Origin of the sequence: Sinorhizobium sp. FG01, assembly GCF_002531875.1 — a bacterium.
GTDB lineage: Bacteria > Pseudomonadota > Alphaproteobacteria > Rhizobiales > Rhizobiaceae > Sinorhizobium > Sinorhizobium fredii_C.
The window spans coordinates 56300-70243 of sequence record NZ_NWTB01000010.1 but is presented as its reverse complement, the minus strand read 5'-3'; the positions used below and the strand labels follow the sequence as shown (position 1 = coordinate 70243).

Below are 13944 nucleotides of genomic sequence, written 5' to 3'. Positions count from 1 at the left end.
ATGGTTCCCGCGGTTGGTTCCGCACGCATTCCGCGGATCGAAATGAGCCGCCGCGCGTTCAACGCCGATGAAGAGCAATGGGCGGAGCGATGCTGGTCTACGGTGACCCGAAGCGCAGCGACCGGGCCGACACTTTGTGCGAGGCAATTGCCGCACAGTTGCGGACGTTCGATCGACGTTCGCCGGGTCTCGAGCGGCACGCCGCTTTGGTCGGTATCTTCATCAAGGCGGGCGAGCTGGTGCAGGGACTGTCGGACGCCGAGTTCGACACGCTTGGTGCGGACGAGCTGTCGGCAAGGCGCGAAAAGTCCGGCGCTCTGCTTCTCGAGCTTGCGCGGCTCGTCGCCCAGTCCTGGTCTTCGGGGTTCTCTGCTCGCCTAGCCCCGCCGGAGCATATCTGGGCACTGCTCCGCGACCTTCGGGCGCCATGGGACCTGTCGATCAAGGAGGGGGAGGGCTATGCCTTCTATGCGCTCTATCCGGAATGTTACATGGAAGCGGCCCGGCGCTCCGGGCTTGCCGCAAACACGGTCGTTATCGGCCTCCGCTCGATCGGCACCAGCCTTTCGGCCGCGGTCGCCGCTGCGATCGGGGCGGCGGCGCCGGTCACCCTGCGCCCGGTCGGTCATCCTTTTAGAAGGGAAATCCGCGTCGGCCCGCATCTTTCGCGACGGCTACTGCAGGACGGGACGGCCGATTTCGCGATCGTCGACGAGGGGCCCGGCCTTTCCGGCAGTTCCCTCGGAAGCGTGGCGGATTGGCTCGAGGAGCACGGCGTCCGCGAAGACCGCATCCACTTCTTTCCCGGCCATAGAGGAGAGCTCGGACCGAAAGCGAGCGAGGATCACCGCAAACGCTGGGCAGAGCGCCCCCGCCACGTCGTCGAGCTGGACGAGCTTTTCTTCGGGGCACACCCGCCGCACCGGCTCGCCGCTTGGGTGAGCGAGCTTGTCGGCCCTCTACGGCAGCCGCTGCAAGAGATTTCCGGCGGAGGCTGGCGTAGCGTGCTTGCGTGCGGACGCGACTCCTGGCCGCCCGCCGATCCGCGGTTCGAGCGGCGCAAATTCCTGGCGCATGCTTCCGACGGGACATGGCTCGTCAAATTCGCGGGCCTGGGCGACGTCGGACAACGCAAGCTCGAAAAGGCACGGTTGCTGGCGAAGGCCGGTTTCGCGCCGCCGGTCGCCGGCCTCTGCCATGGGTTCCTGGTCCAGAAGTGGATTGCGGCGGCGCCGCTTGCGCCAAGCGAGTTTCACCGTGCGGAATTCATTGGACATCTCGGCCGCTATCTAGCATTTCGGGCAAGCCGGCTGCCGCGGCCCAAGACGAATGGCGCCTCGATGGCAATGCTGTACGAGATGGCCATCGCCAATTCGGAGGAAGCGCTCGGCGAAGCCGTTGCGACCCGGCTGAAATCTCGGCTTTCCAATGGTGATGATCTTCCGGTGGTGCCCGTCGATACGGACGGCCGCCTTCACCCGTGGGAGTGGCTGGCCGGCGCCGAGGGGTTCCTGAAGGCGGATGGGCTCGATCATAGTGCTGGCCACGACCTCGTCGGACCTCAGGATATCGCCTGGGACATTGCTGGTGCGACCATCGAGTTCGATCTCTCACCGGATGAAGCGGCCGATCTTCGCGCGGTCGTGTCCGACGGCTGCTCGTGCGCCGTAGACGCTAAGCTGCAGGACATCCTCGAGCTTTGTTATCTGGCTTTCCACCTTGGCCTTTGGAGCTCTGCAAAGTGCGGTGCTGCCGCCGAGGAAGTGCAGCGGCTGGACTCGCTCGTGGCGCGCTATCGAGGCCTGTTGCTCCGGCGCCTCGAAGAGGGCGCCGGACAGGGTGCGTAGCCGTCACCGCTATCTTCCGTAGATCCTGTCGAGAACGTCGGCGACGGTGACGAAGCAATCGTTTTCCGGATCGAAGCGCTCGCCTGCGGCAAGGCGCTCGGCCCAGATCGCCGCGGCGCGTCCGCCCCAATCGTCCGGGGGAAGAGTCAGCACCTCCCGCTGTGTGCCGCGATACCGTTCGGCCCGGAAGTCGAGATAGGAGCCGTCGACGTTTCTGAGGCTGGCACCGCCTTCGGTGCCGTAGAAATCGGCACTGATCACCGCGTCGCATCCCGCCTGCAGGTGCCAGGAGCAAGCGACCCGGGCAACGACTCCGTCAGCCAGTTCGAGTGTCGCGACGGCATAGTCCTCGACCTCGTCGCCATCGCGGCGGATGGGAACGCCCTTGGCAAACAGCCGGCTTTCGACGCGGGCCACCTCCGGAAATCCGAGGACCCAGAGCAGGAGGTCGACGAGGTGCACGCCGAGATCGATGACGCAGCCGCCGCCGGAAAGCGCCTTGTCGTAGAACCATGGCTTGCTGGGACCGTAGGCGTTGTGAAAGGTCAGATCGACTGCGAATACGGTGCCGAGTTCGCCCGAAGTGATCAGGTCCCGAATCCGCTGCATGCCGACGGTATGACGATAGGAGAGATCAACGCCCAGCAGCCTGTCGGCGTGCTGCGCCGCTTCGACGACCGCCAGGGTCTCGTCGCGTGTTCGACCGAGCGGCTTTTGGCAAAAGACCGCCAGGCCCTGCTCCAGCGCCACGATCGACTGGGCGGCATGGAGGGCGCTCGGAGAGGCGATGACGATGCCGTCGAGGCGCTGGTCGAGCAGGGCTTCAAGGGAATTGACCAAGACGGCGTCGGGCGTCAGCTCGCGCGCCGCAGCCGCCATTTCCGGCGTGGGGTCGAATATGGCAGCCGTTTCGACGGCGCCGGTTTCGACGATCGCCCGCATGCGGTGCAAGCCGATTCGCCCCACGCCGAGGAAGCCGACGCGTGGGCGGGTCGTGGCGTCCAGTTTCGTTGCAAGTGGCATCGCGTCACTCATCGTAGATCACCAGTGCCTTGATGAAGCCTTCGGGACGATCGCGCGTCATGTCGAGCGCAGGGCCGAGCTCTTCGAGCCGGAACCGATGCGTATAGAGCCTTGTGGGCGACAGGCGGCCGGCTGCCGTCGCCTCGATCGCTTCGCGAATGCCGCGCATGTAGACGGCCGGGTCCCGTTCATGCGCATTGATCACGTCGAGGCCGCGCCAGTTCCAGAGCTGCATGTTCACCTGCCGCGGTCCGTCCTGGTGGTAGCCTGCAATGATGAGGCGGCCGCGCTCTTTCGTCAGTTCGGCGGCGAGGTCGAGCGGCCATTGCTTGCCCACCGCCTCGACGACGCAGTCGCAAAGCGCGCCGGAGGTCAGTTGCTTCACCTTGTCGATGATCTGCCAATGGTCGTCCATGGCGATGACCTCGCTTGCGCCGGCCTGTTTGGCCGAAGCGAGCGAAGACGGTCTGCGCGATATGGCGATGACCCTTGCGCCCGCCGCGCTTGCGAGCTCCGTCAGGAGGATGCCGAGGAAGCCGATGCCGATGATCGCCACGGTCTCGCGGGGCCGGATTGCGCTCCGCCGGAAGATGTTGAAGGCGCAGCCGAGCGGCTCGCCCGGAAAGGGCTCATCCGCGAGCGCGGCGGGAAGGGATGCGATCGCGGTCTGGTCCGCAATGTCGTGGGTCGCGTAGGCGTGATAGGAGAGCGCCGCGACGCGGTCGCCCGGTGCGAAACCATGCACGTCTTCGCCAATCTTGTCGATGATCCCCCAGCCCTCATGCCCGAGCGCGCCGGGTTCGGTCGGAAACCGCATCCATTCCGGCCCGGCCCAGGGTACGAGATTGGATGCGCAAACGCCGCAGCCTTGCAGCTTGATGCGGACCTGCCCGGGGCCGGGCTCAGGCACCGGCAATTTCTCGAGCCGCAACTCGCCTGGCCCGGTGATGATCGCCGCGGACATTGTGTCTGTCCTCGGCTGCGTTCTGATGTTCATGCCTGCCTCCCGCTGTTGACATGGAGCATGTCCGGCGGCTCGGCACAGCGTGGGCGTTGAGTGGAAGAATATACCCCGCCATACCCTCGTCGCGGCGCCCCAAGAAAGACGCTCGGCCGCCTTGGGCCCTTAACCTCATGTTCCGGCTTTTGTTCCTGCCCGGCCGATTGTCATGGAACCTCATGGGAAGAGCGAGGTTTGTAGCTTGGGCGTGCGCGGGCGATAGCCAGCACAATCATCAGCTATATAGATGTTCAAAGAAGAAGTCATAGATGAAGGAACCTTTGCTGCAGACGTTTGTTGGAGCTTTGTCTCTATCTCTGATTGGTCATAGTCAGGAGCGGTTATGACAAAGGTACTTGTCACCGGCGGCTGCGGGTTCATTGGCAGGCATGTAGTCGATGAACTTCTCTCGAGGAACTATGAGCTCTCCGTGCTGGACTCGTTTCACGAGCAGGTCCACGCGGATGCACAGATCACCTTGCCGCCGGACGTCGACATGCGCCGGGGCGACATTCGCGATCCGGACGCCGTCAAGGACGCGCTGACGGAGATCGATTGCGTCATCCATCTCGCCGCCGAGGTGGGCGTCGGCCAGTCGATGTACGAGATCGCCCGTTATGTCGGTGTGAACGATCTCGGGACGGCCGTGCTGCTCGAGGCGATGATCGAAAGCCCGGTCCAGCGGATCGTCGTCGCGTCGTCGATGAGCGTCTATGGCGAAGGTCTTTACGAGTCCTCGACGGGCGAGCGCATGCCGAATGCCAGGCGCTCACCTGCCCATATCCGGGCCGGCGCATGGGATCTGCTCGGACCGAACGGAGAGACGCTCAGGCCCGTTGCCACGGACGAGCACAAGCCTGTCGACCTCGCCTCCATTTACGCCCTGACGAAATACACCCAGGAACGACAGGTGCTGATCTTCGGTGAAGCCTATGGCAGGGAGGCCGTCGCACTCCGCCTCTTCAACGTGTTCGGTGCCGGGCAGGCGCTTTCCAATCCCTATACCGGCGTCCTCGCCAATTTCGCGTCACGGCTTGCCAACGGGCAGTCGCCGATGGTGTTCGAGGACGGCCGGCAGCGGCGCGATTTCGTTCACGTGCGCGATGTGGCGCGCGCCTTCCGGCTGGCGCTCGAGCAGCCGCAGGCGGCGGGCCACGTCATCAATGTGGGCAGCGGCCATGCCTACGCCATTGCCGACGTCGCTTCGCTGCTGGCGGAAGCCATGGGTGTCCCCGAACTCGAGCCCGAGATCATGAACAGGGCGCGTTCCGGCGACATCCGCAATTGCTTCGCCGATATCTCCAAGGCGCGCGACCTGCTCGGTTTCCAGCCGACGCACAGGCTCGAGGACTCGCTTGCGGAATTCGCGCATTGGGTGCTGAGCGTCGGTGCGATCGACCGTGGCGCCGAAATGAAGCGTCATCTCGAAACGCGGGGGCTCGTCCGATGAGCGCCCGGTCGGTTGACAAGCGATCAGGCGTGGCGGCGCCCGCCCTTTCCGGGAAAGCGGCAGCGACCCTTGTTGTCGGCGGCAGCGGGTTTCTGGGCTGCAATCTCGCGGACAGCTTTCTGCGCGACGGCGAGAAGGTGATCGTCCTCGACAATCTGAGCCGCCCGGGCGTCGAGCGCAATCTAGAGTGGCTCGTGGACAATCATGGCGGGGCCGTCGAGGCCGAGATTGCGGATATTCGCGATCTTGCCGCTATCGAGCCGGTTTTCAAGGACGCCAAGGCGATCTTCCATTTCGCCGCGCAGACGGCTGTGACGACCAGCCTGCTGCAGCCGGTCGATGACTTCGAAACGAATGCGCGCGGTACTCTGAACGTCCTAGAAGCGGCCAGGCGTGCCGGGCGCCGCGCACCGGTGATATTCGCCAGCACCAACAAGGTCTATGGGGGATTGGCAGGCCTGGAGATGGAAGAGGCAGGAGATCGCTACCTGCCGGCCGATGCCGTAACGCGCCGATACGGAGTCGGAGAGGCGCAGCCGCTCGATTTTTCTACGCCCTACGGCTGCTCGAAAGGCGTCGCGGACCAGTACGTGCTGGACTATGCGAAGTCCTTCGGCCTGCCGACAGCCGTGCTCCGCATGAGCTGCGTTTATGGTCCGCGGCAGTTCGGCACGGAGGATCAGGGGTGGGTTGCGCATTTTCTCATTCGCGCGCTCGCCGGTGAGCCGATCTCGATCTACGGCGACGGCAAGCAGGTGCGCGATATTCTCCATGTCGGCGACGCGGTGGCAGCCTATAGGGCACTGCTGACGTCGATCGACCGCCTTCATGGCCGTGCCTTCAATTTGGGCGGTGGTCCCGACAATGCGGTGAGCCTCGCCGAGGTCCTGCACGAGATCGAACTCCTGACGGCACGCAGGCTGATGACCGAAAAATGCGACTGGCGCGCCGGCGACCAGCTGTATTTCGTCGCCGACACGCGCGTACTTGCGGACGCTGTCGGCTGGAGACCCCACACGGGCTGGCGCGCCGGCCTGCGCGACCTTCATGCCTGGCTTCTGCAGGATTGGGCGGAGGTCAGCAAGTCTCGGTTTCGGGACCGGCCGCGGAGGGTCACCGCATGATCGCCCGCGCTCCAGCCGTCTCGCGCCCATTCACCCATGAGGGCCCGGCGCGGCTGCCGCGCCGCATCCTGATGAGCGTCGATGCGGTCGGCGGTGTTTGGCGCTACGCGATGGATCTTGCCGAGGCTCTCCGCAAGGCAGGCATCGAAACAGTCTTTGCGGGTTTCGGTCCCGCGCCCTCCATGGTGCAAAGTCGGGAAGCTGCCCGGATGGGCCGCCTCGAATGGCTTGGCGTGCCGCTGGATTGGATGGCCGACGAGGAAAGTGCACTCGAAGCCGCGGCGGATGGGCTCGGCGAACTGGCGCTCCGGCATTCCGTTGATCTCATTCATCTGAACCTGCCTTCGCAGGCGGCCGGCCTGGCTGTGCAGGTGCCCGTCGTCACCGTCTCTCATTCCTGCGTCGTCACCTGGTTCGAGGCCGTGCGCAATGGCGGCCCGCCGGAGGAGTGGCACTGGCAGAAGCGGCGCAACCGGCTGGGTTTCAATCGCGCTGACGTGGTTCTGGCCCCCAGCCGGAGCCATGCGGCGGCGCTTGAGCGCTGCTATGGCCCGATCGACAATCTTGCCGTCGTCCACAACGCCAGCCGCGAGCAGCCTGCAATGATCTCAAAGCGGAATTTCGTCTTTGCAGCGGGGCGGTGGTGGGACGAGGGCAAGAACGGCGCGGTGCTGGACAGGGCTGCCGCCACGATCCGCTGGCCGGTCGTCATGGCGGGGGCGTGCAGCGGGCCGAACGGCCAGCACCTCGCCATCGCGCACGCCGATCACAGGGGCGAGATCAGTCACGAGCGGGTGATGGCGCTGATGTCGAGCGCTGCGGTCGTCGTTTCGCCGTCGATCTACGAACCGTTTGGCCTGGCGCCGCTTGAGGCGGCCGGCGCCGGAGCGGCGCTGGTGCTTGCCGATATCGCAACCTACCGTGAACTCTGGGATGGTGCGGCACGCTTCTTCGATCCGCGCGATCCGGAGGCGCTGGCGGATGCAGTCAACGATTTGACCCGGGATGCCGCGCATCGCGCAGAGCTTGGCCGCTTGGCCCGATCTCGGTCGCAATGCTTCACAATCGAAGCACAGCGCGACCGGGTGCTCGATGCCTACAGCCTGGCGATGCACAAATCCTCCCGATTGACGGCAGCGGAGTGAGCGATGCGGTTCCTGTTCTACACCCAATCCCTCGTTTCCGACTGGAACCATGGCAATGCCCATTTCCTGCGCGGCGTGATGCGCGAACTCGTTCGCCGCGGACATCAGGCGACGGCTCTTGAGCCGCGCGATTCCTGGAGCCGCCTGAACCTGATCGCCGACCAGGGTGTCGCGCCGATCGCCGCCTTCCGCAAGCAGTTCCCCGAATTGCGCGCGGAGAGCTACGAGCCGAACTTCGATCACGAGGCGGCAGTCGGTGACGCCGACGTGGTCGTTGTGCACGAGTGGACCGAGCCGACCCTAATCGCCCGGCTCGGGCGCCTCCGACGCAATGGCGGCCGGTTCACGCTCGCCTTTCACGACACGCATCATCGGGCCGTCAGCCAGCGGCGCGAGATCGCCCGGCTCGATCTGACCGATTATGATTTCGTACTCGCTTTCGGGGAGGCGCTTCGCGAACAGTATCTCAACGCCGGTTGGGGCAAGCATGTCTTCACCTGGCACGAAGCGGCCGACACCTCGCTGTTTCACCCGATGCCGGAGGTGGAAAAGACCGGCGATCTGGTCTGGATCGGCAACTGGGGCGACGACGAGCGGAGCAGCGAGATCGCCACCTTCCTCATCGAGCCGGCGGGACGGCTGAGGCTCAAGACCGCGGTGCGCGGCGTCCGCTATCCCGGCAGCGCGCTGAAGGCGCTGCGGGCGGCGGCAATCGCCTATGGCGGCTGGATCGCCAACGCCGCGGTGCCGCGTGCCTTCGCCGAGCATCGGGCAACGGTGCACATCCCGCGCCGACCCTATGTGGAGGCCTTGCCCGGAATCCCGACCATCCGCGTGTTCGAGGCGCTTGCCTGCGGCATTCCGCTGATCTCGGCGCCGTGGAACGATGCGGAGGGGCTTTTCCGCGCCGGCAAGGACTTTCTCTTCGCCCGGAATGGATCGGAGATGACGCGTCTCCTGCGCCAGGTGCTCGCCGAGCAGGCCGTTGCCAAAGAGCTGACGGCAAGCGGGCTGGAGACGATCCGGACACGCCACACCTGCGCGCATCGCGTCGACGAGCTCCTTGAGATCGTCGCTTCCTATCGGCCGATAGGCGCTGCGGGTGATCTCGTCACGACGAAGGAGGTGGCGCTATGAGGATCGCATTTTACGGATCGAGCCTCGTTTCGGCCTATTGGAACGGTGCGGCGACCTATTACCGCGGTCTGCTGCGGGCGCTGGCCGCGCGTGGTTATCAGATCACCTTTTATGAGCCGGACGTCTATGACCGCCAGAAGCACCGCGACATCGAGCCGCCGGATTGGTGCAGGGTCGTCGTCTACGAAGGGAAGGTCGCGGCGCTGAAGCGGGTTGCTGCGGCGTCGGCCGAGGCCGACATCGTCATCAAGGCGAGCGGCGTCGGCTTCGAGGACGACGACCTGCTCGAAAAGGTGATGTCGGCAGCACGTCCGGCCGCGCTCAAGATCTTCTGGGACGTCGACGCGCCCGCGACGCTTCAGGAGCTCCGGGCCTCGCCGGATCATCCGCTGCGGCGCGCCCTCGCATCGCTCGATCTCGTCTTGACCTATGGCGGCGGCGATCCGGTCGTCGGATCCTATCGCGCGCTTGGCGCCCGCCAATGCGTGCCGATCTACAATGCGGTCGACCCGCAGACGCATCATCGCGTCGCCGAAGACCCACGCTTTGCGGCCGATCTTGCCTTCCTCGGCAATCGCCTGCCGGATCGCGAGGCGCGGGTGGAGGCGTTCTTCCTCGAGCCGGCAGCGCAACTCGGCAATCGGCGCTTCCTGCTCGGGGGAGCCGGCTGGCACGACAAGCCGCTGCCTGCAAACGTCGCCTATATCGGCCATGTCCCGACTGCCGACCACAACGCCTTCAACGCGACGCCGCGCGCGGTCCTTAACATTTCGCGCGACAGCATGGCTGAGAACGGTTTCTCGCCAGCCACACGCGTCTTCGAGGCGGCAGGCGCCGGCGCTTGCCTGATCACCGATGCCTGGGAAGGCATCGAACTCTTCCTGAAGCCGGGCGAGGAGGTGCTGGTCGCCCGCGACGGCCGCGACGTCGCGGAACTGATGCGGACCTTGACGGCTGAGGTTGCGAGGGAGGTCGGGGAGCGGGCGTTCCAGCGCGTGCTCGGCGAACATACCTATGCACATCGGGCGGCCGAAGTGGACCGCATCTTCCGCGAGCGGTCGCGTCGGGTGGAGGCAGCCGAATGAACCGTTCGCTCGATATCGCGGTCCTCGGCCTTTCGCTATCCTCCTCTTGGGGCAACGGCCATGCGACGACATTTCGAGCGCTGCTTCGGGGCGTCCACGCCGCCGGCCATCGGGTGACTTTCCTCGAACGAGACGTCCCCTGGTATGCAAGCCACCGCGACCTCATCGAGCCGGAGTTCTGCGAGCTTGTTTTGTATGGCAGCGTCGACGAACTGCTGACGCGGCATGGCGGCAGGCTGGCCGGTGCGGACGGCGTCGTCATCGGGTCCTACGTGCCGGACGGGGTGGAGGTGATCGACGCGGTCCTCGATCTCGGCCCGAAGCGGCTGTGCTTCTACGACATCGACACGCCGGTGACGCTTGCAAAGCTCGGGCGCGGCGACGAGGAATATCTGGCGCGCCGGCAGGTGCCGTTCTTCGATCTCTATTTCTCCTTTTCCGGCGGCCGGATGCTCGATCGGCTTCGGAGCGACTTCGGGGCGAGGCGACCCGTGCCGCTCTATTGCGCCGTCGACCTGGACATTTATCGCAACACCGGTGCGCCGAGAAAATGGGATCTCGGCTATCTCGGAACCTTCAGCCCCGACCGGCAGCCGATACTCGAACGTCTGCTGATCGAGCCGGCGCGGCGATTGCCTGAAATGCGCTTCGTCGTTGCCGGGCCGAACTATCCGCTCGGGATCGATTGGCCGAGCAATGTGGAGCGCATCGAGCATCTGCCGCCTGCCGAACATGCCGAGTTCTACAGCCGCCAGCGGTTCACGCTGAATGTGACCCGTGCCGACATGGTGGCGGCGGGCTGGTCGCCGAGCGTCCGGCTCTTCGAGGCGGCCGCCTGCCGCACGCCGCTGATCAGCGATTGGTGGAGGGGCCTGGACAGCTTCTTCCCGCCGGGACAGGCCGCCATCGTCGCAACGAGCAGCGACGACGTCGTCGCGGCACTGACGAGCCTCGACGATCGCCAGTGCCGGGCCGTCGCCGACCGCGCCTACCAGCGCGTCGCAAGCGCGCATAGCGCTGCGGTGCGTGCCAGAACCTTCGTCGAGGCCATCGAAAGCGTCGCGCCCAAGACCGATCTCGCCACGAGACATTCCGAGCGGCGGCTTCGGGTATAACCCAAAGGAGAACGGCCTATGGCAAAGAGAAACGGAGCCAATCGCGCAAAGGTCATCCTGGTCGCCGGCGGGGCCGGCTTCGTGGGATCCCATCTTTGTTCAGCCCTGCTTGATGCCGGCAACCGGGTGATCTGCCTCGACAGCTATCTGACGGGCTCTCCGGCGAATGTCGCCGAACTTCAGCGCAACCCCTATTTCACCATGGTCGAACAGGATGTCTGCGACGAAATCGCAAGCGATGAGCCGCTTGACGAGATCTACAATCTCGCCTGCCCGGCTTCGCCGCCCTCCTACCAGGCCGACCCGATCCATACGATGATGACAAGCGTCACTGGAACCGGAAATCTGCTGCGGCTTGCCGCACGGCACGGTGCCAGGTTCCTTCAGGCCTCGACGAGCGAGATCTACGGCGATCCGCAACAGCATCCGCAGCAGGAGGAATATTGGGGCCATGTCAACTGCACCGGGCCGCGGGCCTGCTACGACGAAGGCAAGCGGGCGGCCGAGGCGCTTTGCTTCGACAGCCTGCGGGCCGGCAGCGTCGACGCGAAAGTGGCGCGTATCTTCAACACTTACGGCCCGCACATGCGCCCGAACGACGGCCGGATCGTCTCGAACTTCATCGTCCAGGCGCTGAACAACGAGCCGCTGACGGTCTATGGCAGCGGCGAGCAGACGCGGTCCTTCTGCTATGTGTCCGATCTCGTCGAGGGCTTGATCAGGCTGATGAATCGCGATCCCAATCCGGGGGTGCCGGTGAACCTCGGCAATCCGGGCGAGTTCACCGTCATCGAGCTCGCCGAGCTCGTGCTTTCGAAAGTCAGGACCGCGTCGACGATCGTCCACGCACCCTTGCCGCCCGATGATCCGCAACGCCGCCGCCCCGACATTGCCCGGGCAAAATCGCTTCTCGGCTGGGAGCCGAAGGTTCCGCTACACGAGGGGCTGACTCATACGATCGGCTGGTTCCAACGGATGCTCCCGGAGCAAAGGCCGGTCCGCCGGCGCGGCCGTCCCACGCGTCAGCCGGAAATGTCGGCTCTTTCGCAGGATCTCTGATGATGGTTCAGCAGACGAAATACCGAACGACGATCGAGGATGAGATCGCCGCGCTCGGACCCTGGTTCCACAACATGCGGATCGCCGGCGTCGAAACGTCTCCCGATCATTTCCTCGGAGACTATCCCGCCGTGAAATGGAAGGCGTTCAAGCATGTCGTGCCGGAGGACCTCGGCGGGCGCAGCGTGCTCGACATCGGCTGCAATGCCGGTTTCTATTCACAGGAAATGAAGCGCCGCAATGCCGGTCGGGTGCTCGGCATCGATTCCGATCCGCGCTATCTGCGGCAGGCGAAATTCGCCGCCGAGCAGGCAGGGATGCGGATCGAGTTCCGGCTGATGAGCGTCTACGACGTAGCGCAGCTCGGCGAAAGGTTCGACCTGGTGATCTTCATGGGTGTTCTTTACCACCTGCGCCATCCGCTTCTGGCGCTCGATCTCCTCTACGAGCACGTGGTCGGCGACGAGATGCTGTTCCAGTGCATGCAGCGCGGATCGAGGTCGGTCTCGCCGGTCGAAACCAACTACGATTTTCCGGAATGGGATGTTTTCGATCGTCCGGACTATCCCAAGCTGTTTTTCGTCGAACACCGCTTCGCCGATGATCCCACCAACTGGTTCATCCCGAACCGCGCCGGCGTCGAGGCGATGCTGCGCAGCGCAGGCTTCGTCATCGAAGCCAATCCGGAGCGCGAGGTTTATCTGGTGCGGAAAGGGGAGCGTCCCTTCATGAGCGAGCCAACGCCGCGTGTCGGCTCGCCGAACCGGTAGTTCAACAACGGCTTCCGACGATCACTTCGCCGTGAGGCCGGCGCTTCCGCTTGAAACGACAGTGGGCCGCTCCAATTCCTTCCAGCAATTCAGCTTGCATTCGGAGGCGCCTATGGTCGTCTTTGCCGCCAAAGCCGGATTTCTCGCGCTCGCCGCTGTCGCGACCGTCGCCTTCGGCGTCGCTGCCCCCGCCCAAGCCGAACTGCTTGCCCGCGTCCCCGCCGCGCGCGAAATGGCGGTCTGCGGCGACACGTTGTTTGTCGGTACCAAGGGGTCCTCGGTCTATGCCGTGCCGTTATCCGGGGGCCGCGCCCGGCGGGTGGCGTCCGGGTTCTCCGCTCCGAACGGCGTCGCGTGTTCCCGCGGCCGCCTGTTCGTCGCCTCGAGGGACAGCATCACCGTTTTCGATATCGGGCGCGGCGGCGCTCTGAGCGGCCGGCGCGATATTCGCCGAGACCTGCCGAATTCGGGCGCCCACAGTTATCGCTACATCGCAGTCGGCCCCGATGCCCGGCTGTATGTATCGTTTGGATCGCCCTGCAACATCTGCTCGCCGCGCGGGCTGCAGGGAACGATCGTCAGCATGAACCAGGACGGGTCGGACCTTCGACGCGTCGCCTGGGGCGTTCGCAACTCTGTCGGCTTCGACTGGCGAGGCGGCACCATGTTCTTCACCGACAATGGTGCCGACCGGATGGGCGACGACGTCCCGCCCGACGAGTTGAATGCGCTTCGGCCGGGCGGCTTCTACGGCTTCCCCTATTTCGGCGGCCAAATCCGTCTCACAGGATTTGAGGACGCGACGCCGCCCGCCCGTCAGATCGCGCCCGTCTTCAATTTCCAGGCTCATGTCGCAGCCCTGGGAATCCACTTCTTCCGCAGCCTCGGCGGCGACGCGCTGGTCGCCCAGCACGGCAGTTGGGACAGGTCCGTGCCGGTCGGCTATCAGGTCGTGCGGCTGCGCTTCCGGGGCGGACGGCCGGTCTCGGCGACGACCTTTCTAAGGGACGTCGGCCGGCCGGTCGATGTCAAGGAGGCGCCGGACGGTTCCGTCCTCGTCTCCGACGACGCCGGAGGTGCGGTTTACGTCTTTCGGCGATGAGGCCCGAGGGCTCGTTTTCAGGGCACTTCTCTGACGGCTCGCTCGCCCACGTGATCCTCCCACTCGTCAATGACGTTTTTCATTGTT

The 13944-nt window shown here is 65.1% G+C and carries 12 protein-coding genes; 10 read left to right on the top strand and 2 right to left on the bottom strand.

All coding sequences use genetic code 11. From position 1 onward, the window contains the following. Positions 1-89 precede the first annotated feature (89 nt). On the top strand, positions 90-1847 hold the full coding sequence (locus CO656_RS17895; protein ID WP_097526713.1) for a hypothetical protein: 1758 nt from the start codon (positions 90-92) through the stop codon (positions 1845-1847). 9 nt (positions 1848-1856) lie between these two features. Here the strand turns inward: CO656_RS17895 and CO656_RS17890 are convergent, their stop codons facing one another. Together CO656_RS17890 and CO656_RS17885 are read right to left on the bottom strand one after the other, a co-directional pair. Then, on the bottom strand, positions 1857-2882 hold the full coding sequence (locus CO656_RS17890) for a Gfo/Idh/MocA family oxidoreductase (RefSeq protein ID WP_097526613.1): 1026 nt from the start codon (positions 2880-2882) through the stop codon (positions 1857-1859). After that, positions 2875-3867, bottom strand: a complete 993-nt coding sequence (locus CO656_RS17885; protein WP_097526612.1) for a zinc-binding dehydrogenase — start codon at positions 3865-3867, stop codon at positions 2875-2877. The genes CO656_RS17890 and CO656_RS17885 overlap by 8 nt, the downstream gene beginning before the upstream one ends. A gap of 346 nt (positions 3868-4213) precedes the next feature. On the opposite strand from CO656_RS17885, the gene CO656_RS17880 reads away from it, so the two are divergent. The 9 genes from CO656_RS17880 (at position 4214) to CO656_RS17840 (ending at position 13857) form a co-directional block, all read left to right on the top strand. Next, the gene (locus CO656_RS17880; protein WP_037419928.1) at positions 4214-5320 is read left to right on the top strand and encodes an NAD-dependent epimerase/dehydratase family protein; all 1107 of its coding nucleotides are present in this window, start codon (positions 4214-4216) and stop codon (positions 5318-5320) included. Beyond that, entirely contained in the window at positions 5317-6444 is a 1128-nt protein-coding gene (locus tag CO656_RS17875) for an NAD-dependent epimerase/dehydratase family protein (RefSeq protein WP_097526611.1), read from the top strand. The genes CO656_RS17880 and CO656_RS17875 overlap by 4 nt, the downstream gene beginning before the upstream one ends. A 71-nt stretch (positions 6445-6515) precedes the next feature. Beyond that, the gene (locus CO656_RS17870) at positions 6516-7589 is read left to right on the top strand and encodes a glycosyltransferase family 4 protein (protein ID WP_179864789.1); all 1074 of its coding nucleotides are present in this window, start codon (positions 6516-6518) and stop codon (positions 7587-7589) included. 3 nt (positions 7590-7592) lie between these two features. After that, positions 7593-8726 (top strand): glycosyltransferase, encoded by a 1134-nt coding sequence (locus CO656_RS17865; protein ID WP_097526609.1) that lies wholly within the window; start codon positions 7593-7595, stop codon positions 8724-8726. Then, positions 8723-9811 carry a glycosyltransferase gene (locus tag CO656_RS17860; protein WP_097526608.1) on the top strand — a complete coding sequence of 363 codons (1089 nt, stop codon included), beginning with the start codon at positions 8723-8725 and terminating at the stop codon, positions 9809-9811. Before CO656_RS17865 ends, CO656_RS17860 begins: the two co-directional genes overlap by 4 nt. Then, on the top strand, positions 9808-10926 hold the full coding sequence (locus tag CO656_RS17855) for a glycosyltransferase (protein ID WP_097526607.1): 1119 nt from the start codon (positions 9808-9810) through the stop codon (positions 10924-10926). The genes CO656_RS17860 and CO656_RS17855 overlap by 4 nt, the downstream gene beginning before the upstream one ends. A gap of 18 nt (positions 10927-10944) precedes the next feature. Further along, a complete protein-coding gene (locus CO656_RS17850; protein ID WP_037419913.1) occupies positions 10945-11985 on the top strand; it encodes a UDP-glucuronic acid decarboxylase family protein in 1041 nt (346 codons plus the stop codon). 2 nt (positions 11986-11987) lie between these two features. Continuing rightward, positions 11988-12755 carry a TIGR04290 family methyltransferase gene (locus CO656_RS17845; protein WP_037420129.1) on the top strand — a complete coding sequence of 256 codons (768 nt, stop codon included), beginning with the start codon at positions 11988-11990 and terminating at the stop codon, positions 12753-12755. A gap of 112 nt (positions 12756-12867) precedes the next feature. Further along, positions 12868-13857 (top strand): PQQ-dependent sugar dehydrogenase, encoded by a 990-nt coding sequence (locus CO656_RS17840; protein WP_097526712.1) that lies wholly within the window; start codon positions 12868-12870, stop codon positions 13855-13857. Positions 13858-13944 lie beyond the last annotated feature (87 nt).